The sequence below is a fragment of the Helicobacter mehlei genome (genome assembly GCF_003660265.1).
Lineage (GTDB): Bacteria > Campylobacterota > Campylobacteria > Campylobacterales > Helicobacteraceae > Helicobacter > Helicobacter mehlei.
Genome location: NZ_QXQP01000006.1, coordinates 29834 through 52530, shown reverse-complemented (window position 1 = coordinate 52530; position 22697 = coordinate 29834). Strand labels below are relative to the sequence as shown.

The following is a 22697-nucleotide window of genomic DNA, read 5'->3' as shown; positions in this document are numbered from 1 at the left end:
TATCCTTTTTTAAAGGAAAACTAGACTAGGATAACCTATGCAAGAGATGGTGAGCAGCATTTTAGAAAGTAGCTTTGAGCTAGCCAGCACCCAGCGGGTATTAGCCACGCGTTTTTATACCCTCAAGCCCTCCATGCTCTTATATGGACCCCCTAAGTCGGGCAAAAATAGTTTGGCTCTCTGCTTTGGACGTGCGTTTAAAAAGGTTGTCTATGTGGATTTTCAAGATGCACGCCTCATAGATTCCATGCGTGCTCATATCCACACCTTTTGTGATACCAACCCCCTAGGCTTATTGATTCTTAACCGCCCGCCTGCAGATTTTACCCCCCCCAGCGTGCCCACCATCATCATAGATAGCACGCCCATCCACGCCCCCGCTCACTTTATCTGCCAGCCCACCATGCCCTTAAATTTTGCCGAGTTTGTGCATTTTTGCAAAAAAGACCCTCCCGCCCTCCTGGCCCGTTTCTTAAAAGAAGGCAATTTGCCCGCTATGCTGTTTCTACCCGCCCATGCCAAAATTCGCTACAAACAAGACATCTGTGCTCTTAGCTTTGGTGCGCATTTTGATCTGTTTAAAGCCCTTCTTTTTTTCCAAGCCAAGAGTATCAGCACCCACCACCTCTACACCCAGCTTAAAAAACACATCAGAACCTCCAAAGACACGCTTTATTTTTTTTTAGCTACCTTGCAAAAAAGCCTAACTCTTTTTTTAGTCCCTAGCTATTTTAAAGCCCCCCCCAAAATTTACTTCTACGACTTTGCTCTGCCCTATGCTTTTAGCCACACCCACTCCCTAGTCCCCGTTTTTGAGAATATGGTCGCTTTGGAATTAATCCGCCACTTTGGTTCAAAATCTCTACACTACCACGGCACTTGTTTGATCGTGCAGAGTTCTAGCCCCTTTGCTTGTTTTCCCTATGCTTTCCCCACCCCAGAGAGTTTAGAACACCATCTATCCTTACTCCTAAAAGTCCTGCCCCCCATGCCCATCTTGGTTATCTCTATCAACTACACCCATGTCGGTCGGATTGCTAGTGGGCAGACCTACCAAACTTATAGTTTTAGCCATTTTTGCCTCAATATTCTCCCGACCCTTTAATTCTCTCTTAGCCACTTTGGGCTAAAATACCCTTTTGATCCAAGTCTAAAGGATGGTTTTGATCGCCCGTGTGCCAACCAAGCAAATTTTTGTCGGTACTGTGCCTGTGGGTGGGGGTGCGCCCATTAGCACCCAAAGCATGGCATATAGCCAAACCTGCGACATAGAAGCCACTAAGGGGCAAATTGACCGCTTGAAGTTAGCCGGAGCGGACTTTGTACGCGTGGCGGTGCGCCATAAAAAGGACGCAAACGCCCTCAAAGAGCTTAAAAAAGTGGCGAGCTTGCCTTTAATTGCCGACATACACTTCCACCACCACTTGGCTTTAATTGCCGCTGAAAGCGTGGATGGTATCCGCATCAATCCGGGCAATATCGGCTCTAAAGACAAGATCGAGGCGGTGGCTAAGGCTTGCAGTGCCCGCAACTTGCCAATCCGTATTGGGGTCAATGGGGGGAGCTTGGAAAAGCAATTTGAGATCAAATATGGCGCGAGTGCTGAGGGCATGGTGCAATCTGCCCTTTATAATATTAAGTTGCTTGAAGATGCGGGCTTTAACAATATTAAAATATCGCTTAAGGCTAGCGATGTGGAACGCACAATACAAGCCTACGAGCAATTACGCCCTTTGATTGCATACCCTTTTCACCTGGGTGTTACAGAGGCGGGGAGCTTGTTCCATGCAAGCATTAAAAGTGCGATGGCTTTGGGGCATTTATTGCGGCAAGGCATTGGAGATACCGTGCGTGTGTCTATCACGGGCGAGCTAGAGGAAGAAATTAGAGTCGCTAAGGCGATTTTGCGCTACAGCGGACGGCAAAAAGAGGGTATTACCTTCATCTCTTGCCCCACTTGTGGGCGCATTGAATCTAATTTAGTCGCTTTGATGGCACAAGTAGAGCAACGTCTAGCCCATATTAAAATCCCCTTAGATGTGAGCGTGATGGGCTGTGTGGTCAATGCCCTAGGGGAGGCAAAGCATGCCGACATCGCCATTGCCTTTGGCAAAAAAAGCGGTTTAATTATCAAAAAAGGGCAGGTGATCCACAAACTTCCCGAAGATCAACTGTTAGAAACCTTTGTTGCTGAGGTGCAAGCTTTAGCCAACCAACACCAAAACGAGGAAAAATATGCAAAAATTTAAACTCTTTGTGAGTAATTACCAAAACTCCCCAGAATACCGCAAACCCCTAGCCTTTGGGATTGCCAAAGTCCAACGCGGACAAAAGAGCGGGAAACCCTTGAGCGTGACCTATCCAGTTTTAAACTGGGGGGAGGAAAATTTAGGCTCTTATTCAGTTTTTATGGGCGTGGTGAAAGATAGTGTCCCGCTGTATCAAATGGATGCAGAGGACAAGCAAGCATCTGAAGTGGTTTATGGCGTGGATAAAGCCTTTATCCAACAAGCCCTCAAACTCTATGCCCCCTTCTTGGAAGAGACCTTGCAAGATGAAAACAAGCATAAAAATATCCAAGTGCTTGTGGAACTCATCAAGGCTTTTAGAGAGAAACGCCTTTATTACACGCCTTCTAGTCTTGATCCCTACACCAGTTACGACCATGAAACCCAGCAACATGTTTCTAAAGTCTCCATGCAAGATTGTTTTAATTATCATTTGGTGGTGCTGTATGCGGATAAGCCATGCCAAAGTTTGGAGAGTGCTTACATGAAACTCTTAGCCCTCTCTTTGGGTAAAGCCCCATTGCGTAGTTTGAATTTAGAGGGTATTTTTAATCTCCTGCCCAATGTCGCTTGGAGTGGGAATACTCCCTATGAACTTGATTGGCTCAGAGAGCAAGAGGTCAATTTAAAAATGCGGGATGCCTACCCTTGTATTGATTTTGTGGATAAATTCCCCCGTTACTTGATGCAGGTGATCCCTCAATATGATAATATCCGCCTATTAGATAGTGCTAAGACACGCTTTGGGGCGTATTTGGGTAAGGGGGGTTATACCCAAATGCCCGGGGCTAGTTACATTAACTTTAATGCTGGTGTAGAGGGGGCTTGCATGAATGAGGGGCGGATCAGCTCCTCTGTGATTGTTGGCGAGGGCACAGATATTGGCGGAGGGGCAAGCATTTTAGGTGTACTCTCTGGAGGCAATAGCAAACCCATTAGCATTGGTAAGAATTGCTTGCTGGGGGCTAATTGCGTGGTGGGCATCAGTTTGGGCGATGGGTGCATTGTGGATGGGGGCATTGGAGTGTTGGCGGGCACAATTTTTGAACTCTCAAGCGAGGATGCAGAGCAACTTCAAGCTGTGAATACCGATTTTAAACCCCGTGCAGATAATCTGTATAAAGGAAAAGAGCTTTCAGAGCTCCATGGCGTGCATTTTAGACAATGTAGCCAAAGTGGAAAAATGGTGGCTTTTAGAAGCACGCGCAAGATTACCCTCAATCAGAGCTTGCATGACTGATGCTGGGCTTGTGTTAAACTTTTATCAAGGTGGGACATGATGTTAATGAGTGTGAGATGGGTTTTGGCTGTCCTCTTCATGGGTGCGTTTTTATGCGCCCAAGATACCCCTAACCAGCAAGCCCCCAACAATCCCCAAACCAACCAACCCCTAAGCCAACAACAACCTACTAAACCCCCTCTTACAACCCCCCAAGCCCAGCCCCCGATGAATGATCGCCTAACTCCCCCAGCAGTGGCACAAGATGCTTTGAGTGCGGGCATTAGCGCAATCAAGGTCGGCGATTACCGCAGTGCTTTTAAACTCTTTGCTAAATCTTGCGATCAGGGTAACCCAGCGGGCTGTTTTGCGGTGGGCACGATGTATGATAATGGCGTGGGGATTCAAAGTGACCCAGAAAAAGCTACGCGTTATTACGAAATGGGCTGTAGCGGGGGCGATGCGAGTGCGTGTGCCAACTTAGCCCAAACCTATGACTACAAACAAAATCCGACCCCTGATGACAAAGAAAAAGCCGCCCAACTCTATGCAGTGGGATGCTCTGGGGGCGATGTGTTGGCGTGCAATAATTTAGCATGGATGTATGCTAATGGGGTGGGTGTACCTAAGAATTATTACAAAGCCCTAGAATATTACAAATACGCGTGCGACAATGGGAGCGATTTGGGTTGTTATAATTTGGGTCTGATGAGCAATGTTAAAAATATCTATGGCATTGATAAAGCACAATTGAGCACGGTCGATCTTAATTATTTGGCTTGTAATGCGGGAGACATTCAGGGTTGCGCCAACTTGGGTTGGATATATGCCAAGGGGGCTAATGGCGTGCCTGTGAATAACTTTTATGCCTCAAAATATTTTCAGTTGGCGTGCGATGGGGGGAATTTGTCTAGTTGCAATAATTTGGGGGTATTGTATCAAAAGGGCTTGGGTGTGCCTCAAAGCGATAAACGCGCTCTCGATCTCTTTTCGTATGTGTGTAGTTATGGCTTGCAATCTGGGTGTAATAATTACAGCGTCTTTAAAAATAAACTCTTGCGGGATAATCCCAATTACGGGCATTTGTTCGCGCCACTAGACCCGAGTTTGCGCTAGAGCACTTAAAGACACTTTAAACTAAACGCCCTATAATGGCAAATCTGCAAAAAAGGATCGCGATGAAAGTGTTGTTATTACAAGATGTGAAAAATCTAGGCAAGGCAGGCGATGTGGTTGAGGTCAAGGACGGGTATGGCAATAACTTTTTAATCGCCAAATCTCTAGCCCAACTAGCCACCAACGAGGTGATCAACAAGTACAAAGCCAGTGCTAAAAAACGTGCTGAGCAAGAGGCTCAAGACTTAGCCAATAAGCAAGAGCTAGCCAAAACCCTAGAGAATATCACGCTTAGGATCGTTAAAAAAGTCGGGGCAAATGGCGCGCTCTTTGGCTCGATCACCAAAGAAGAGGTCATTGAGGCGTTGCATGCCAGTCACCCCATTAACTTAGACAAAAAGACCCTAGAGCTCAAAACCCCTATCAAAAGCACGGGGATTTACGAAATTGAGGTCAAGCTTGGACTAGGCGTGCATGGCGTATTAAAAGTAGATGTCGTGGCTGAGTAGGTAGGATGTTCCACGCCACCACGATTTTAGGCTATAAGACGCATTTTGAAGGCAAGGATTATGCCATTATTGGCGGAGATGGGCAGGTTAGCTTTAATAATTGCGTGCTCAAAGGCAATGCGACAAAAATCCGCACCTTGCACCACGGGCAGATTTTAAGCGGATTTGCGGGTAGCACCGCCGATGCCTTTAGTTTGTTTGACATGTTTGAGCGCATTTTGGAGGGCAAGAAGGGGGATTTGTTTAAAAGCGTGGTGGATTTTAGCAAAGAGTGGCGTAAGGATAAGTTTTTGCGCCGTTTAGAGGCGATGATGATTGTGCTTAACAAACAATCCATTTTTATTTTGAGCGGGACGGGTGATGTAGTTGAGCCTGAAGATGGCAAAATCGCTGCCATTGGAAGTGGAGGCAATTACGCTTTGAGTGCCGCCCGCGCACTGGATCAATTCGCCAAACTAGAGCCCAAAACTCTTGTGGAAGAGTCGCTCAAAATTGCGGGCAATCTTTGCATTTACACCAACCAAAACATTAAAATCTTGGAACTTTGATGAAAGATGGAATGGATTTAACGCCCCAAGAAATTGTGGCTTACCTAGATGATTATATCATCGGACAACATGAGGCTAAAAAGACAATCGCCATTGCTTTGCGTAACCGCTGGCGGCGTTTGCAAGTGAGTGCGGACATCCAAGAAGAGATCACCCCCAAAAATATTTTAATGATCGGCTCTACGGGCGTGGGTAAAACCGAGATCGCACGCCGTGCAGCCAAAGTGAAGGGGTTTCCTTTTATCAAGGTAGAGGCGAGCAAATACACGGAGGTGGGCTTTGTGGGGCGTGATGTAGAGTCGATGGTGCGCGATTTGGTCGCTACCAGTATCCACTTGGTGGAAAATGAGGAAAAAGAGAAAAACAAAGAGAAAATTGAAGAGCTCATTGTGGAGCGCATCGCCAAAAAGTTATTGCCTGCTCTGCCTAGTGGTGTGAGTGCGGACAAAAAACAAGAATATGCTTTGAGTTTTGCCAAGATTAAGGACAAGGTGCGTAGCAATGCACTTGATCAGCAAAAAATAGAGATCGAGTTGCACAAGAAACACCTAGAGGGAGATTTTAATAACATGCCCCCAGAAATTGTCAAGGTGCAAGAAAGCTTGATTAAGGTTTTCAACAAAGAGGGCGAAAAAGTTACCAAAGAAATGACAATCAAAGAGGCCAAAGAGGCATTAAGACATGATGTCTCCCAAGCGATCTTGGATATGGAGATGGTGCAACGCGAGGGATTAAAAAGGGCAGCCCAATCAGGTGTGATCTTCATTGATGAGATTGATAAAATCGCGGTGGGTGTCAAGGAGGGCGGGCGGCAAGACCCTAGTAAAGAGGGTGTGCAACGCGACTTGTTGCCCATCATTGAGGGGAGCACGATTCACACCAAGTACGGACCCATTAGCACCGATCATATCCTGTTCATTGCCGCTGGGGCGTTTCACTTGAGCAAACCTAGCGACTTGATCCCCGAGTTACAAGGGCGCTTCCCCTTACGCGCGGAGCTAGAAAGCCTCTCTGAGGAGAGCATGTATAAAATCCTCACCCAAACCAAGACTTCTATCATCAAGCAATACCAAGCCTTGTTGGCTGTTGAAGATGTAGATTTAGTCTTTGAGCCTGAAGCCTTAAGAGAATTAGCCAAACTCTCTTATTTGGCTAACCAAAACGCAGAGGACATTGGCGCGCGCGCTTGCACACCACCATTGAAAAGGTGCTAGAGGACATTAGCTTTAGTGCTTCTGAATACAAGGGAGAGCGTTTCCAAATCACTAAGGAATATGTGAGCCAACGCTTGCAAAACTTGGTTGATAATGTGGATGCGACTCGTTTTATTTTATGACTAAAGCGGGCTTTATTGCACTCATAGGCCGCCCCAATGCGGGCAAGAGCACGCTATTAAATGCCCTCTTAAATACCCAAATAGCCTTGATCTCACACAAGGCCAATGCCACGCGCAAAGCCCTAAAGGCGATTATCCCCTATACGGACCAAGACAACATAGAATGCCAAATGATTTTTTTGGACACCCCGGGTCTGTGCCACTCTAACAAACTTTTAAACCGAGTGATGGTGCAAGAGAGCTTGCGTGCTTTAACAGGCTGTGATGTAGCCGTGTTTTTAGCCAGCGTGCATGATGGTTTGCAAGGGTATTTGGAGTTTTTGAAATTATGCCACCAACCCCATATCGTCGCCCTTAATAAAATTGACACCGCCACGCCCGCCCAAATTCTAGCCAAAATGCGAGACTACCAGCCCTTTGCCACGAAGTTTCAGGCACTAGTGCCCTTGAGTGCCTCTAAGTTGCAAAATTTAGAGGTTCTATTAGCCCAGCTAGCCCCACTCTTGCCCTCTAGCTCCTTTTATTATGATAGCGATCAAATCAGCGATGCACAGATCAAGGAAATTTACCAAGAGATGATTCGCGAGCAGATTTTCCAATTTTTGAGTGATGAAATCCCCTACGAGAGCGATGTTTTGATTCTCAGTTTCCAAGAGAGCAAATATTTAGACAAAATCAAGGCACAAATCATTGTGGCTAAAGAGAGCCAAAAAAAAGATGGTTATTGGCAAAAACGCACAAGTGATCAAAAAGATTGGACGGGTTGCACGGCTTAAAATGCAGGATTTTGGGCAAAAAAAGGTGTTTTTGGAGCTAGAGGTCGTTGTGCAAAAGCATTGGAGTTCTCACAAAGATCAGTTAAAAAAAATGGGCTATGTGGTAGAATGAGGGCTTTTAATTGAAGCGGAGATTTAAATGGCGAAAGATGATGTGATTGAGGTGGATGGGCGGGTGATTGAGTGCTTGCCCAATGCTACCTTTAAAGTCGAGTTGGAGAATAAGCATATCGTGTTGTGCCGCATTTCGGGCAAGATGCGCATGCATTATATCCGGATTGCTCTAGGCGATCGGGTGCGTTTGGAACTCACGCCTTATAGCTTGGATAAAGGGCGGATCACTTTCCGCTACAAATGAACTTAAGTGTTTTTTAAGTGATGATAAAATAGAGTAGAAGTTTTGCATAAGGAGATTGAGATGAAAGTGAGACCTTCTGTTAAGAAAATGTGCGATAAATGCAAGGTCATTAAAAGGCGGGGTGTGATCCGCGTGATTTGCGTTACCCCCAAACACAAACAAAGACAAGGATAAATATGGCAAGGATTGCAGGGGTAGATTTACCCAAGAAAAAACGTGTAGAATACGCCCTAACTTATATCTATGGTGTGGGTTTAAAGAGCTCACGGGATATTTTAGCCAAAGTGCAAATCTCTTTGGATAAAAGAGTACATGAATTGAGCGAGGATGAAGTGTCTAGCATCACCAAAGAGATTCAAGCCAACTATGTCGTGGAGGGGGATTTGCGTAAAAAGGTGCAGATGGATATTAAAGCTTTGATGGATTTGGGGAGCTATAGAGGGATTAGACACCGCAAGGGCCTGCCAGTGCGCGGACAAACCACGAAAAACAACGCCCGCACCCGCAAAGGCAAGAAAAAAACCGTGGGTAGCAAGTAAGGAGCACAGATGGCAAAACGAACAGGCGTCAAAAAGAGAGTTGTTAAAAAGAATATTGCACGGGGCGTGGTGCATATTGCAGCCTCATTTAATAATACCAACATCACCGTTACCGATGAAATGGGCAATGTCATTTGTTGGGCGACCGCTGGAGGGCTAGGCTTTAGAGGTTCTAAAAAATCCACGCCCTATGCCGCCCAGCAAGCTGTCGAAAATGCCATGGTGAAAGCTAAAGAACATGGACTTAAAGAAGTGGGGATCAAGGTGCAGGGTCCAGGTAGCGGGCGTGAGACGGCTATTAAGAGTGTGGGGAGTGTGGAGGGCATTAAGGTGCTTTGGATCAAGGATGTAACGCCCTTACCACACAATGGTTGCCGGCCACCCAAGAGAAGAAGAGTGTAAGGAGCAGACATGGCAAGATACAGAGGTGCAGTGGAGAAACTAGAACGTCGGTTTGGCATTTCTTTAGCCCTAAAAGGCGAGCGTCGCTTGAGTGGCAAAAGTGCTGTGGATAAGCGCGCCTATGGACCCGGACAACATGGGCAAAGAAGAGGTAAAATTTCAGATTATGGCTTGCAACTAAGAGAAAAGCAAAAAGCCAAGGCCATGTATGGTATTTCCGAAAAACAATTCCGCTCTATTTTCGTTGAAGCCAACCGTATGGAGGGCAATACGGGAGAAAATTTAGTGCGTTTGCTAGAAAGGCGTTTAGACAATGTGGTTTATCGCATGGGCTTTGCAACCACGAGGAGTTTTGCGCGTCAGCTGGTAACCCACGGACATGTGCTGGTAGATGGCAAACGCATGGATATTCCTTCGGCTTTTATTAAAAGCGGGCAAAAGGTAGAGATTAGGGAAAAAAGTAAGCAGAATGCCCAAATCATGCGCGCTGTGGAGCTAAGCAACCAAGTGGGGATCGCCCCTTGGATTGATGTGGATCAAGATCAAAAAATGGGTGTTTTTACCCGCTACCCTGAAAGGGACGAAGTGGTGATCCCCATTGAAGAACGCTTGATTGTTGAGCTTTATTCTAAATAAGAGGGCGGTGCTCTGATGAAAGTGATTAAAGTCGCTCCCCATGTCCCTACGGACATTAGTGTGGAAAAGATTAGCGACAGACATATCAAGGTCTGTGTCTCTGCTTTTGAGAGTGGGTATGCCATCACCCTAGCGCACCCCATCCGTCGCCTACTCTTGCAAAGCTCTGTGGGGTATGCGCCTATTGGAATCAAGATTGAAAATATTGCCCATGAGTTTGATTCGTTACGTGGAATGTCCGAAGATGTGGCATTGTTTATTGCCAACTTAAAAAATATCCGCTTAGTGGGCAAGCACTTAGAAAATGCCCCCAATGACCAGGTGGTGGTGCATTATTCCTTCAAAGGTCCGGCTAAGTTGAGTGGCAAAGATTTGATCAATGAAGAAGTGGATGTGGTGGATCAGCAAGCCTACCTAGCCACCATCAACGAGGATATTCAGTTGGATTTTTCTATTATTTTGCAAAAGGGCATGGGTTATGTGCCCAGTGAGATCATTAGAGGCTACATCTCCAGCGACTACATCCCCCTAGATGCCTACTTCACCCCCATTAAAAAGGTCGTCTATAACATCGAAAATATACTTGTAGATGGCAACCCTAATTTTGAAAAAGTGATCTTTGAGATTGAAAGCGATGGGCAGATTGACCCCCAGCACGCCTTCCAAGAAGCGATCAAAACCATGAATGCCCAGTTACATATCTTCAATGGGAACATGGCAGACTTTAAAGCCGCGCACGGGCATTTGGAAGACAGCCTAGAGGTCAAGGAATTGACCATGAAGGTCGAAGAACTTAATCTAAGCGCACGCTGTTTTAATTGTTTGGACAAAATCGGGATTAAGTATGTCGGTGAGTTAGTTTTGATGGACAGTTACGAGCTCAAGGGCATTAAGAACTTGGGTAAAAAGTCCTACGATGAGATTGCTGAAAAACTCGAGCAGTTAAAGTACCCCGTGGGTTCTGATCTTTCCAGCGACTTTAAAGCTTCTTTGAAAGCCAAGATTGACAAAATGAAAAATGAGGAAAACTAATGCGCCACAAGAATCGGTTTAGAAAATTAGGCAGGACGAGTTCCCACAGAAAAGCGTTGCTCAAAAACCTAGCTATCTCTTTGATTGAGTATGAAAAAATTGAAACGGGTGTCTTTAAGGCCAAGGAGTTGCGCTCCTACATCGAAAAACTGGTTAGTGTTGCCAAAAAAGGCGACTTTAACGCCCACCGCCAAGTCTTTGCTTATTTGCAACACAAGAGGGCTACACACAAGCTAGTTACCCAGATTGCTCCCAAGTATGCCGAACGCAAGGGGGGGTATACCAGCATCCATAGGAGTGCCATTAGAAGGGGCGATGCCTCTGTTTTGGCTTCTATTGCCTTTATTTAGCCTTTCTTAGGAGGGCACATGGAATTTTTGGGATTTGCCGTTACTCTGATCGTGGTAGCGATCATCTTTTTTAAACCTGCATGGGAGCGGTTAGCCTTTGGGCTCTTTGTAACGATGTGGTTGGTGGAACTGGTCATGTTTGTTGCGCATAGCTCTAGCGTGTTGCCTAATATGAACTTGTAGGGCTTACCCAAGTTTGGAGCGGGCACTAGCCCGATAAAAGACCATGCTCCACCCATCTACCAACAATCTTTTTATCCCCTACACTCTTAAGCAAGAGCCCTCAAGCTCGATATTTTGAGAAAAACACGCAAGTTAGCCTCAACCACTTTAGAACAAGCTTATAGAAAAAGGAGTGCTAAATGAGAATGGTTCTTAAACAACTTGTGCGGGAGACACGAGTCTTTTTTGGAATAGGGTTTTTCTCCTTGCTCCCTTTAGGTGCAGAGAGTAGCGGTGTATTCATAGAAGGGGGATTCCAGTATTCTTACGCTTCTGGTGCTTTCAAGCAAGATACGGTTATGCAATACACAATACCAGGAACACCCACCTTGACAACCAAAACCAAAAACCCCTACAATGGCAATCTTTTTGGGGGGAATATCCAAGTGGGTTATAAGCTGTTCTTTGGTCAAACAAGACGCTTTGGCTTGCGTCTCTATGGCTTTTTTAGTGGGCAGACAGGGTATGCTAACTCTGTTGAGAATAGCAATGCCGATCCTAAATTTGTTGTTACCGATCAGCCCGGCACTAATCTTTTCTATGGTGGGGGGATGGACATGCTCTACAACTTCTATGATAGCAATAAGCGTTCTTTTGGTGTTTTTGCAGGCGTGATGGTGGGGTGGAGCTCTTGGTCAATGGGCAAGGATAAACAATGCCGTTGGTCATCTATCCACAAACGCGGGGGTGGCTCTAGTGGTTGTATCACAATGAACGAATTCTTTAATGAACAAGTGCGCATTAACCATAAATTCTATCCTGGCCTCAAATCTTCTTTCTCACCTGCTTTTGTGCAACTCCTTGTCAATCTAGGGTTTAGGTTTAATTTTACCAAACATCAAGGTTTTGAGGTGGGCGTGCGGATTCCGACTATCAACAACCTTTACTATGCCGATAGGGGCACTTATGCAATGGGGAGAATGCTTAAAATTAAGATCGACAGCACACTCATTCTCAGACGCAACATTGTAGCGTTCGTCAATTATGTTGTCAATTTTTAAAGGCTAGAATAACTTTAGGGGGCAAAGCCCCTTTACCCCTTCCTCTTTTCCACAATTTCCTTAGCGATGTTAGCGGGGACTTCGCCGTAGTGATCAAACTCCATAGAATAAGTGCCCCGTCCTTGCGTAGCAGAGCGCAGATCGGTGGAGTAGCCAAACATTTCCACCAAAGGCACAAAGGCATTGACGATTTTAAGCCCCAATCTGTCGTCCATCGCGTTGATTTGCCCCCTGCGGCGGTTTAAATCCCCAATCACATCACCCATATACTCCTCGGGCACTTCCACTTCTACCTTCATCATGGGCTCTAAAAGCACAGGGTTAGCCGCACGGCAAGCCTCTTTAAACGCCATAGAGCCGGCGATTTTAAAGGCCATCTCTGAAGAATCCACTTCGTGGTAACTGCCATCATATAGGGTAACTTTACAATCCACGACCGGATAGCCGGCGAGCACCCCGCTTTGCATCGCCTCTTGGATGCCCTTATCCACCGCCGGGATATACTCTTTGGGGATCACGCCCCCGCTGATTTCATTGACAAACTCATAACCTGTGCCCGGATCTTTAGGCTCAAGCTTAATAAAGACATGCCCGTATTGCCCACGCCCGCCGGATTGTTTGGCGTATTTATGCTCTTTTTGCACCGCGCTTCTAATGGTTTCTCTAAAGGCGACTTGGGGTTGGCCCACCTCCGCCTCGACTTTAAACTCCCGTTTCAAGCGATCCACGATGATCTCAAGGTGCAATTCACCCATCCCGCCGATCAAGGTTTGCCCCGTTTCCTCTTGGGTCATCACCCTAAAGCTGGGGTCTTCTTCAGCCAGTTTTCCCAAAGCCACGCCCATTTTTTCTTGGTCGGCTTTGGTTTTGGGCTCTACGGCGATGTGGATCACAGGCTCAGGAAACTCCATCCGTTCCAACACTACCGGGCTTTTCTCATGACAAAGGGTGTCACCAGTCAGTGTGTCTTTGAGCCCTACAAAGGCGCAAATTTCCCCAGCATAAACTTCCTTGATGTCCTCACGCTTGTTGGAGTGCATTTTTAAGAGTCGCCCTACGCGCTCCTTTTTATCCTTCGTGGAGTTGTAAATATAACTCCCCGATTCAAGCTTGCCCCGGTAAGCACGCACAAAAGTGAGTTGCCCCACAAAGGGATCGGTCATGATCTTAAAAGCCAACCCGGCAAAATCCCCCTCATCGCTAGATTGCACCTTGATTTCTTCTTCATTTCTAGGATCAACCCCCTTGATGTCGGCTACTTCTGTGGGGGCGGGTAGATAGTCAATCACCGCATCTAATAGAGTTTGCACACCCTTATTTTTAAAAGAAGACCCACAGAGCATAGGGATCAAGGACATGTTCAAGCATCCTAGCTTAATGCCTCTTTTAATCTCCTCCACACTCAAAGTCTCCCCACCCAAATACTTCTCCATCAAAGTTTCATCTTGTTCAGCCACCGCCTCTAAGAGTTTGTCGCGGTACTCTTGGGCTTTGGCTTGCAAATCGCTAGGGATGTCTTGGACTTCGTATTTGGCTCCCATCGCCTCATTAGCCCAAATAATGGCTTTCATCGCCACCAAGTCGATCACACCCTGAAAAGTGTCTTCTGCCCCAATGGGAATATTAATGGGCACAGGGTTAGCTTTCAGGCGTTCTTTAATTTGGTTTTCGACGCTATAAAAATTTGCCCCGATGCGATCCATCTTATTGACAAAAACGATTCGGGGCACGCCATATTTATTGGCTTGTCGCCACACGGTTTCACTCTGGGGTTGTACCCCACCTACTGAGCAAAAAACCCCCACCGCACCATCTAGCACACGCATGGATCGCTCAACCTCAATGGTGAAATCCACATGCCCGGGGGTGTCAATCAAATTAATTTGGTGATCTTTCCAAAAACAAGTGGTGGCCGCAGAGGTGATGGTGATGCCTCTTTCTTTCTCTTGCTCCATCCAGTCCATCGTGGCCGCGCCGTCATGCACTTCGCCGATTTTGTGGCTCACACCGGTGTAAAACAAAATGCGCTCGGAGTGGTGGTTTTGCCTGCATCAATGTGGGCAGCAATCCCAATATTGCGGATTTTTTCTAAAGGAGTTTTGCGTGCCATAAAGACCCCTTACCAGCGGTAATGGGCAAAAGCTTTATTGGCTTCTGCCATTTTGTGGATTTCTTCTTTTTTTCTAAACGCCGCACCCTTATCGCTGGCTGCATCCAATAACTCATTGGCTAGTTTATCCACCATGGCGCGCTCATTGCGCTTGCGACTAGCTTCTAAAATCCAGCGAATCGACAAGGATTGTTGCCTAGTTGGGCGCACCTCGACGGGCACTTGGTAAGTTGCCCCGCCTACACGCCGTGAGCGCACCTCCACTAAGGGCTTGACATTTTCTAAAGCCTTTTCAAAAACTTCAATACCCTTTTCCCCACTTTTTTCCTCAATTTTTTGCAAGGCAGCGTAGATAATTTTCTCAGCCACGCTTCTTTTGCCCTCATACATCATCTTGTTGATAAACTTGGTAACTACCTTGCTATTATAAACCGGATCGCCTAGCACCTCCCTAACGGGAGCTCTTCTTCGTCTCATCTTTGCACCTCTTTTGTGTTACTTATTGGGCTTGCCCTTTTGTTCCCCTACCTTAGCTTTCTTAGCCCCATATTTGCTACGCGATACAGAGCGTTTATTCACCCCAGCGGTATCTAACGCCCCACGCACAATGTGGTATTTCACCCCGGGCAAGTCTTTTACCCGGCCACCGCGCACAAGCACAATGGAGTGTTCTTGCAAATTATGCCCCTCCCCGGGAATATAGCTAATCACCTCAAACTTGCTTGTCAAACGCACCTTAGCCACTTTACGCAAGGCAGAGTTAGGCTTTTTGGGTGTTGTGGTATATACACGCGTGCAGACCCCGCGTCTTTGAGGACATTCCACTAAAGCGGGCGATTTAGTCTTTTTAAGGATTTTCTTCCTTTCTTTGCGGATTAATTGGTTGATGGTAGGCAAACTTGTCCTTTATTGCTAAGTTCAAAAAGTTTCATTATACACTAAAAAAGCTTGATCTTGGCTTGACTTGCCAGCTTTATGTTCTAAGTTAATCAAGAGCGTGCAATCTGCTCAAAGTCCTATGCTGTCCGCATGGGTCAAAGGGTATTAGGATTTTGATCGCTTTGACCGTTCTTAATGATACCAAGCCTGTGATCTCTCTATAAGCGTACCTACATCCTCACCTAAACCCTTACTTAAAAATAAGGCTTTGATGATTTCTGTTTCCATTAAAGGGATTTTACCACTATTGAGTCGTCTAAAAACCTCATTTTCATCATCCTGTGTTTCATACCAAAGCACCACACACTCATCGAGCAAAGTTTTTAGGAAGGCTTGCTTATCTTGTTCCTTTTCCTTAAAGAACTTTTGGATGGTTTGGTAAGCCTTGACAAAATGGTAAAAATCAATATTATCTTTTTGATCGGGATTTTCATGAGCAATATTTTCTAAAAACTCCGCGCTCTGAGGGCGGGTTTGGTAGGCGATTTTAAAGTGGCTTCTGCCTTCTAAAAACTTAATGATCAAAAAGATCGTGGTTAGGCGTTGTTGCCCATCGATCACGCGAAACCTATCTCCCTCTTTTTGCACCACTACAGGTTGCAAGCAATAAAACTTTGCACCCTTGGGGTTATCCTTAAAATCCTTAATGTCTTGCAATAAATCCCCCACCTCCTGATCTGTCCAGCGATACCCTCTTTGGTAGCTGGGGACGAAAAAATAAAAACCCCTAAAAGTCTCTAGCGCACGCAAACCATGTATTTCGTTCATAAAAACCCTCACCTCAAAAATAGCAGAAATGACCATGGCACTATACTTACGGAATCTCAATCGCGAGGAAACTTTAAAGGATAACTAAGAAGCTTTGAACGGAAGCTGTAAATGGTTGCGGGAGATGGATTTGAACCACCGACCTTTGGGTTATGAGCCCAACGAGCTACCGGACTGCTCTACCCCGCGTCTTTGATTGGTTGGGGTAAAAGGATTCGAACCTCTGAATGGCAGGACCAAAACCTGCTGCCTTACCGCTTGGCTATACCCCAAAAAGCCCAATTGTAGTGTATTTTTCTATAAAAGTCAAGCATATTTTGACACTAGCAGGTCGAACTGCAAAACCCTAGAATGGGTCCTTCATTTTCTCAAAAAGGGTATTGATGCTTAACTCTATTTGTGTTGTGCGGAGGGGGGGGACTCCCCTTAAGTTTTGTGGCTTTAAAAGTTTGTTGTTCTAGTGGGGAGTATCGCGTATTAGATGTTTTGCAGGTAGGTAGTGCCACACAGGCGACCACGGATTTGAGTATCAATTACCAACCACGCCGTAAAGCCCCTAGCTTTAGCTATGGGGAGTATGTCAAAAAACGAGATGTTTTATCCAAAAAAAGAGGCATTGCGTGAGCTTTTAGGAAAACTTCGACACGATTTTTGCCACTTTGTGTGCGCCTAGCCCCTAAAGATGTGGGCCTACAAGCAGCGCAAGAGGTGCAAAAAGAAATGCGCAATTACAAATAATGAAGGAGGTATTAGTGCATTTTCCAGCATTTTGGCTAAGTTTGCAATAATTCTCACGGCCTCCGGCACCCCCCACCACCACCAAAAATACCAAAATCCATTTTAACCATTTTTTTTGGGCCTGATTTCGTGCCCATTAAATCACATGTCCGCTATTCCATGCCAATCTGATTGGTGCCCAACTCTAAAAATGGAATGGGGGCGATTGCACTCCCGGCGATCCCCTCAATAGAGCCCCGTGTGCGTGCTGTGATGGTGGCGATCCGCTCGATTTGTTTAGCCCGTTTGGCCCAAATACGCTCCATCGCTTGCTTTTCTTTTTCTAAATCCCTTTTCATCTCCTCAAAGGTGAGCAACACATTTTCCACTTCTTTGGCAAATTGTGGGCTCATCAAGTAATCGTATAATTCGCCCACCTTGTCGCTTTTGTTTTCTTGGCTTTTTTGTGCCCATGCCTGATTGATGATCACTTGGCGCAAAACCCCACAAAGCAATTTAAATTCTTGGAAGGTGCAGACATACACGCCCTTATAAAGCCCCCCGTGTTCCATAGGCTTAGGCGATTTGGGCATCGCCTCTGTTACCAAAATCCCAATGTGCGCCCCCGCTTCGCGCATATCTTGTTTGAATTTCTCAATCCACTCTTCTTTAAAATCCTTTGTGCGCTTGCTCTCATAGCAAATGATGCCACAATCTTGCAGTTTAAAGTCATTGACAATTTGCACACAATCCCCCCCTCGATGCCCTTTTTTAACTTCTTTAATAGTATCTAGGGGGAATTGGGCACGCAAATATGCCTCAATAGCCAATTCCTGCACCTCGCCTTGCAGTTGCTGGGAAGTGAGTTCAGCCTTTTTTTGCACTTCTTGGGCGGCTTTTTTCAAGCGTTCCACCTGCACTTCTTTTTCTTTGAGCTGGAACTCGTATTGTGCCTCTATCTTGGCTTGCAAACTCTTTTCTAGCTCGACTACTTGGGCTTGGGCTTGGGCACGCTCCTTTTGCAAAGCCTGTTCTATTTTGAGTTGGGCTTGGGCACGTTCTTGTTGCAAGGCTTGTTCTACGCTTTGCTGGATTTGTTGGGTGAGGGCTTGCTCTTTGGCTTCTATGTTTTTTTGTTGTGTCTCTAGGTGGTGCTTTTGGGCATTCAGATCCTCAAAAGCTTTTTTCCATTCTTGGCGTTTTTGGTTTAATTCCTGCTCAAAGCGTTGCTTTTCTTGCGCCATCTGTTGTGAAAACTCCTGTTGTGCCTGTTTGGACAAAACTTCTTTAATATTGATGGCATGCGCACAATTAGGGCATGTAATGGTGTCATTCATAAAAGAGCCTTTCAAGGGATTTGGAGTTGTGATCATAGCAGATTCATTAACACATCTGGGTTAGCAAAAAGTCTAAAAATACCGATCGGCTACACCTTAAACTTTAAAAACTCTTGGTTTAAGTGGGCGTTATTGTCTAACATCTCTTTGATATTGTGCTCTAAGTTGAGTCGTTCTTGTTTCATTTTGGCAAACATATCCACCAATTCTTGGGTTACATGCGCCATCTCTTTGATCTTGTTGCAAATTTGTTGGTTACTGGTGATTGCTTCGATAGAAGTTTGCTTGGAGATAGATAGACTCTCTTGCACACTCTTAATATCGTGGATGAGATTAGCCGTTTGTTTGGAGATGTCCTCAGATTCCATAGCAATATTTTTGAGCTTAGAACCCATGTTTTCGATATTTTGGGTAACAAAATTAACCATGTCTGTGATCTCAGCCAATGATTTTTGGGTTTTGCTGGCCAAATTACGCACCTCATCAGCCACCACTGCAAAGCCTCGCCCCTGCTCACCCGCCCTAGCAGCCTCAATAGCCGCATTCAGGGCTAACAAATTGGTTTGTTCGGCGATGTCCTCAATGATGGAAAGCACATTTTTAATCTCTAGAGCATGGGAGATGAGTATATTGGAGTCATTGGCAATTTCAGTCTGACTCTTAGAGGAACTTAAAGACATCTGGACATGCTGGGTGATACGCTGGCTAAATTGCTCCATCATGCTATCGGCATCTTGGATTTTATGCGTGGCAGACTCCAAGAGTTCTAAGGCACTTGAAGAGTTATGATCCACCTCTTGGCTCAAATGGTGCATGGTTTCTATGGTTTTGCTCTCAGAGGCTTCGTTAGCTTGGAGGGCCTGCGTGCTATTTTGAATTGCATGGCTGATGGAGATATTGGAGGATAAAATTTTCTTGCCACTCTTTAAAATATCTTGGATTTTTTGGATAAAAAGATTGAAGTAGTGTGAGGTGCTACCCACCTCATCTAATCGTTTGCTCTCCAAACGCTTGGTTAAATCCGCCTCTTGGCTTTGGGTGAGCGAACCTGCCATTTTACGCAAACGAGTCAGAGGTCTGAATAAATCCTTTTCAAACACCACAAACATGACAAGTCCGATCACCACAAACACGCCCAAAATATAGCCCAGTGTGCGCAATGTATCTAAAAAAATTTGATCATAAGCGTGGTTTAAATCATAGCGCAGATCCAAAATTGCCAAAACATCGCCCAGCTTAGAATTGACATGGCAACTCAAACAGAGTTTCTCGGCTACAAAAGGCTGGCGCAACAACACATAACGATCATCCTCTTCTTGGACTAGACGCACAATTTTATCGCTCTTTTTGTGTAGAAAAATTTGTTGCATCTCTGCATTGTTAGTAAAACTCTCGCTTAGTCCAAATAAGCTGATCACTTCTTGAGAGGGCACAAAGGTAACCTTAACCCCACGGATATTACGCCCATCATCAATCGTGCGTTTTAATTGCTCGGGATCGCCCGTGAGCGCTGCTTCCTTCACCCCATTGATGATGGCTTGGTTTAAAACATTGACCAATTCCACACTTTGCCTAGATGCCAATCGCCCATACCCGATCCTCAAAGTTACATAAACCACCCCGACTATAAATAAAAAGCCAACCACAACATAGATTGTCGCCTTAAATTTGATGCTTTTGAACATTAAACGCCTAATTGTATGGATTTTTAGTATTATAACAGAACATGGGCATGCTTTATTTAATGCATGCTCTTAGTCATATCTTGTACTAAAGAGATCATGGATGAAAATTTTAGTGCGCATGCCTAATTGGTTGGGCGATGGCGTGATGGCAACCCCCTTCTTACAAACCCTCCAAGCGCATTTTCCTAATGCCCACTTGATCTTAATCGCCCCAGCAAGCGTGTGTGCCCTCTTTGAGCGCGATGGGGGTTATAGCTTGATTGTTGATCAGAGTAAAAGTGCCAAAAACCGCCTTTTAGCCACCTACAAACTGGCTAAAAGCCTTGCCCCCTGCGATTTAGCCTTTGCCTTGACCAACAATCTTTACTCTGCTCTGCTTTTATATTGGAGTGGGGCACCCATTAGAATCGGGTATGCTAAAAATCTGCGTTCCTTTTTGCTCACCCACGCGCTCCAATTCCAAAACACCCACCAAGTATTAAGCTACTATAATTTGCTGTCCCCGCTAATTGATCCCCTCCCTGTTGCACCCCCCTTAAAACTCAGTGCCAAACCCTTTGATTTGCAAACCACCCGCAAGGCGATTGGTCTAAGTCCGGGGGCGGCTTTTGGGAGTTCTAAGCGTTGGGAGGCGGCGTATTTTACCCAAGTGGCGCGCCATTTTTTAGAACAAGGGCATGCAATCTATTTCCTAGGCGCGCCCAGCGATCAAGAATTGGTGCAAAAGATCACCCAGCCTCTAGGTACGCACCCTAACTTACACAATTTATGCGGGCAAACCACTTTGCACGCCTTGATTGACACCATCGCTTCGCTGGACCTCTTCATTGCCAATGATAGTGGACCTATGCACATGGCTAGTGCTTTGCAAACCCCTCTGATCGCCCTTTTTGGACCCACCATCCCCTTAGTGGGCAAGCCTTGGCAACACCCCAAAGCGCGCTCTTTGTTCAAAAATCTCCCTTGTGCGCCATGCAAAAAACGCACATGCCCGATTAAAAGCGGGGGTCCCATCGAGCCCCATGCTTGTATGAAAGCCATCAGCCCCCAAGAGGTAATCGATGCGGCTAATGAGTTGCTTCAAGAAGAGAGGTTATGAAAATTTTTCAGCGCATCTAGAGTTTCTTGGGCTTTCTTGTTGCCTAATTTGCAAGAGTTTTTAAAATAGTTAATCGCCTTGTCCAAATCCTTTTCCACCCCCTCGCCTTGATAATAGATGATGCCTAAGTTATACAGCGCATTGGAGCTTCCTAAATCAGCGGCTTTCTCAAAATAAGACAATGCCTTTTGGATGTCCTTTTGGACTCCATCGCCCTTGCTATACATCACCCCTAAGTTGTAACAATCCCGAATGGAGCCTAGTTGGGCAGCTTTGTAAAAGTAAGCAAAGGCTTTTTCCATGTCTTTAGGGACAATCTTGCCCACATGGTAGAGAGAGCCCAAATGGTGTAATGCGCTGGTGTTCTCCAACTTGGCAGCCTCCTCATAAAAAAACAAGGCTTGGGGGATATTCTGGGGCACACCCTTAGCGTATTCGCACATCAACCCCAAATTGTAATAAGCCTTGTCATCGCCTAGTTTGGCAGCTTCTTGAAAACAAGAAAAAGCTTGATCGGGGTCTTTGCGCACCCCCAAGCCCCCATTGTAAATCACGCCCAGATTATAATAAGCCTTGGCATGCCCAAGTTTGGCAGCTTGCGTGAAATATTCTAGGGCTTTTTGCTCATCTTTGCCAATCCCTTGATTGCTAGAATAAACCACCCCCAAATTATAAAGTTCTTGGGCCTTTTGACTCCCACCCTGATCGCTCATAGCGTTTAAATTAGCTAGGGCCTGGCTATCCCCCAAATCGGCCGCCTCTTTGTAGTAGGCGATGGCAGTGTATTTGTCCTGTTTAACCCCCTTACCCACGCGGTACAAGTTAGCCAAACTAGCAAGTGCATCGGCATCGCCCATGTTGCCCGCCTCTTGGTAGAGCTCGATCGCTCTATCCAAGTCCTTATCCACCCCATCTCCAGCTTCATACATGCTGGCTAGAGTGCAGGTCGCCTTTGAAAAGCCCAGTTTAGAAGACTCTTTAAAAAATTCCCGCGATTGTTCAGTATCTTTATCCATGCCCTCCCCGCTCTCGCACATGATCGCCAAATTATAATATGCCCGCGCATCGCCTAAATCAGCAGCTTTTTTGAAATACTCGATGGCTTGGGGGTAATTTTTAGGTACACCGTGCCCGTTATGATACATTGTCCCTAGACTAACTAGGGCTCTAATACTCCCCAGATTGGCAGCTTGCTCGTAAAGTTCTAAGGCTTTTTGGTAATTCACCCCCACGCCCTTACCCGTCCGATACATCAATGCCATGTAATTGATTGCATTCACATCATTAAATCCCGCCCCCTGTTTGAAAAAATCCAAAGCCTTTTGGTAATCCTTTTTAATCCCCTTGCCCAAGTTGTACATCACGCCCAGATTGACAAGCCCTTGACTATCCCCCAAATTCGCCGCTTGTTGGAAATAATTCAGGGCACGCATATTATCTTCACTAACTCCTCTGCCATTGGCATACATCACCCCCAGCCCCACCAATGCCCGTGCATCGCCCATACCAGCGGCTTGTTCATAATTTTTAAGGGCTCCTGCATAATCCCTACTTTTATAGGCTTGGTGGGCTAGAAATAGATAGTGCCTAGCCGAGCCCGGCTCAATATCCCCTAAAGTCTCTGGCTCTTCCTCCAAATCCTCCTGTATCTCTTCTTCTTCAGTAGGGCTAATTAATTCTTTTGATAACTCATCTGGCATGTTTGGCTCC

The 22697-nt window shown here is 45.8% G+C and carries 23 protein-coding genes, 2 tRNA genes and 3 pseudogenes; 19 read left to right on the top strand and 9 right to left on the bottom strand.

The features are described from left to right. The first annotated feature begins 37 nt into the window (after positions 1-37). The 17 genes and pseudogenes from EAO36_RS03225 to EAO36_RS03150 all read left to right on the top strand — a co-directional run bounded on the left by EAO36_RS03225 (position 38) and on the right by EAO36_RS03150 (position 12332). Entirely contained in the window at positions 38-1105 is a 1068-nt protein-coding gene (locus EAO36_RS03225; protein ID WP_120955695.1) for an ATP-binding protein, read from the top strand. Positions 1106-1157: 52 nt separating this feature from the next. Beyond that, positions 1158-2249, top strand: a complete 1092-nt coding sequence (ispG, locus tag EAO36_RS03220; protein ID WP_205586157.1) for a flavodoxin-dependent (E)-4-hydroxy-3-methylbut-2-enyl-diphosphate synthase — start codon at positions 1158-1160, stop codon at positions 2247-2249. Next, positions 2236-3528 carry a 2,3,4,5-tetrahydropyridine-2,6-carboxylate N-succinyltransferase gene (locus EAO36_RS03215; RefSeq protein WP_120948260.1) on the top strand — a complete coding sequence of 431 codons (1293 nt, stop codon included), beginning with the start codon at positions 2236-2238 and terminating at the stop codon, positions 3526-3528. Before ispG ends, EAO36_RS03215 begins: the two co-directional genes overlap by 14 nt. Before the next feature lie 39 nt (positions 3529-3567). After that, the gene (locus EAO36_RS03210; protein WP_120948284.1) at positions 3568-4623 is read left to right on the top strand and encodes an SEL1-like repeat protein; all 1056 of its coding nucleotides are present in this window, start codon (positions 3568-3570) and stop codon (positions 4621-4623) included. Positions 4624-4685: 62 nt separating this feature from the next. After that, complete coding sequence (rplI, locus tag EAO36_RS03205) at positions 4686-5132, top strand: 50S ribosomal protein L9 (RefSeq protein WP_120948261.1); 447 nt, start codon at positions 4686-4688, stop codon at positions 5130-5132. Between the two features lie 5 nt (positions 5133-5137). After that, positions 5138-5680 (top strand): ATP-dependent protease subunit HslV, encoded by a 543-nt coding sequence (gene hslV / locus EAO36_RS03200; protein WP_104758768.1) that lies wholly within the window; start codon positions 5138-5140, stop codon positions 5678-5680. Between the two features lie 11 nt (positions 5681-5691). After that, positions 5692-7016: pseudogene (hslU, locus tag EAO36_RS03195) on the top strand (HslU--HslV peptidase ATPase subunit). Further along, positions 7013-7904 (top strand): annotated as a pseudogene (era, locus tag EAO36_RS03190) (GTPase Era). Before hslU ends, era begins: the two co-directional pseudogenes overlap by 4 nt. 27 nt (positions 7905-7931) lie before the next feature. Next, on the top strand, positions 7932-8150 hold the full coding sequence (infA, locus tag EAO36_RS03185) for a translation initiation factor IF-1 (protein WP_013890401.1): 219 nt from the start codon (positions 7932-7934) through the stop codon (positions 8148-8150). Between the two features lie 60 nt (positions 8151-8210). Further along, positions 8211-8324 carry a 50S ribosomal protein L36 gene (gene rpmJ / locus EAO36_RS03180; RefSeq protein ID WP_006016749.1) on the top strand — a complete coding sequence of 38 codons (114 nt, stop codon included), beginning with the start codon at positions 8211-8213 and terminating at the stop codon, positions 8322-8324. Positions 8325-8326: 2 nt separating this feature from the next. Continuing rightward, positions 8327-8689: a 30S ribosomal protein S13 gene (gene rpsM, locus EAO36_RS03175; protein WP_006016748.1), complete on the top strand. Its 363-nt coding sequence runs from the start codon at positions 8327-8329 to the stop codon at positions 8687-8689. 9 nt (positions 8690-8698) lie between these two features. Continuing rightward, entirely contained in the window at positions 8699-9091 is a 393-nt protein-coding gene (gene rpsK, locus EAO36_RS03170) for a 30S ribosomal protein S11 (RefSeq protein ID WP_120948263.1), read from the top strand. 9 nt (positions 9092-9100) lie between these two features. Then, positions 9101-9727, top strand: coding sequence for a 30S ribosomal protein S4 (gene rpsD, locus EAO36_RS03165; RefSeq protein WP_120948264.1), 627 nt, complete (start codon positions 9101-9103; stop codon positions 9725-9727). Between the two features lie 15 nt (positions 9728-9742). Continuing rightward, positions 9743-10759, top strand: coding sequence for a DNA-directed RNA polymerase subunit alpha (locus EAO36_RS03160; protein WP_120948265.1), 1017 nt, complete (start codon positions 9743-9745; stop codon positions 10757-10759). Continuing rightward, positions 10759-11109 carry a 50S ribosomal protein L17 gene (gene rplQ / locus EAO36_RS03155; protein ID WP_120948266.1) on the top strand — a complete coding sequence of 117 codons (351 nt, stop codon included), beginning with the start codon at positions 10759-10761 and terminating at the stop codon, positions 11107-11109. Before EAO36_RS03160 ends, rplQ begins: the two co-directional genes overlap by 1 nt. Positions 11110-11127: 18 nt before the next feature. After that, complete coding sequence (locus EAO36_RS08440) at positions 11128-11292, top strand: hypothetical protein (RefSeq protein ID WP_162983078.1); 165 nt, start codon at positions 11128-11130, stop codon at positions 11290-11292. 179 nt (positions 11293-11471) lie between these two features. Then, entirely contained in the window at positions 11472-12332 is an 861-nt protein-coding gene (locus EAO36_RS03150) for an outer membrane protein (RefSeq protein WP_120955693.1), read from the top strand. A gap of 32 nt (positions 12333-12364) precedes the next feature. On the opposite strand, the pseudogene fusA reads toward EAO36_RS03150, so the two are convergent. The 6 genes and pseudogenes from fusA to EAO36_RS03120 form a co-directional block, all read right to left on the bottom strand. Next, positions 12365-14442: pseudogene (fusA, locus tag EAO36_RS03145) on the bottom strand (elongation factor G). A 9-nt stretch (positions 14443-14451) separates the two neighbouring features. Then, positions 14452-14919: a 30S ribosomal protein S7 gene (rpsG, locus tag EAO36_RS03140; protein WP_120948269.1), complete on the bottom strand. Its 468-nt coding sequence runs from the start codon at positions 14917-14919 to the stop codon at positions 14452-14454. An 18-nt stretch (positions 14920-14937) separates the two neighbouring features. After that, positions 14938-15339, bottom strand: coding sequence for a 30S ribosomal protein S12 (gene rpsL / locus EAO36_RS03135; RefSeq protein WP_120948270.1), 402 nt, complete (start codon positions 15337-15339; stop codon positions 14938-14940). A gap of 174 nt (positions 15340-15513) precedes the next feature. Continuing rightward, positions 15514-16149 (bottom strand): DUF262 domain-containing protein, encoded by a 636-nt coding sequence (locus EAO36_RS03130; RefSeq protein ID WP_162983251.1) that lies wholly within the window; start codon positions 16147-16149, stop codon positions 15514-15516. A 112-nt stretch (positions 16150-16261) separates the two neighbouring features. After that, positions 16262-16338, bottom strand: a tRNA-Met gene (locus EAO36_RS03125). Between the two features lie 8 nt (positions 16339-16346). Further along, positions 16347-16421, bottom strand: a tRNA-Gln gene (locus EAO36_RS03120). 163 nt (positions 16422-16584) lie between these two features. On the opposite strand from EAO36_RS03120, the gene EAO36_RS03115 reads away from it, so the two are divergent. Beyond that, the gene (locus EAO36_RS03115) at positions 16585-16773 is read left to right on the top strand and encodes a hypothetical protein (RefSeq protein WP_162983250.1); all 189 of its coding nucleotides are present in this window, start codon (positions 16585-16587) and stop codon (positions 16771-16773) included. A gap of 266 nt (positions 16774-17039) precedes the next feature. On the opposite strand, the gene EAO36_RS03110 is transcribed toward EAO36_RS03115, so the two are convergent. Together EAO36_RS03110 and EAO36_RS03105 are read right to left on the bottom strand one after the other, a co-directional pair. Continuing rightward, positions 17040-18203 carry a DUF2130 domain-containing protein gene (locus EAO36_RS03110; RefSeq protein WP_120948309.1) on the bottom strand — a complete coding sequence of 388 codons (1164 nt, stop codon included), beginning with the start codon at positions 18201-18203 and terminating at the stop codon, positions 17040-17042. 89 nt (positions 18204-18292) lie between these two features. Next, on the bottom strand, positions 18293-19888 hold the full coding sequence (locus EAO36_RS03105) for a methyl-accepting chemotaxis protein (protein ID WP_120948310.1): 1596 nt from the start codon (positions 19886-19888) through the stop codon (positions 18293-18295). Between the two features lie 100 nt (positions 19889-19988). On the opposite strand from EAO36_RS03105, the gene waaF reads away from it, so the two are divergent. Next, a complete protein-coding gene (waaF, locus tag EAO36_RS03100; RefSeq protein ID WP_120955690.1) occupies positions 19989-20987 on the top strand; it encodes a lipopolysaccharide heptosyltransferase II in 999 nt (332 codons plus the stop codon). Here the strand turns inward: waaF and EAO36_RS03095 are convergent. Then, positions 20969-22687 (bottom strand): SEL1-like repeat protein, encoded by a 1719-nt coding sequence (locus EAO36_RS03095; protein WP_120948312.1) that lies wholly within the window; start codon positions 22685-22687, stop codon positions 20969-20971. The genes waaF and EAO36_RS03095 overlap by 19 nt on opposite strands. Positions 22688-22697 lie beyond the last annotated feature (10 nt).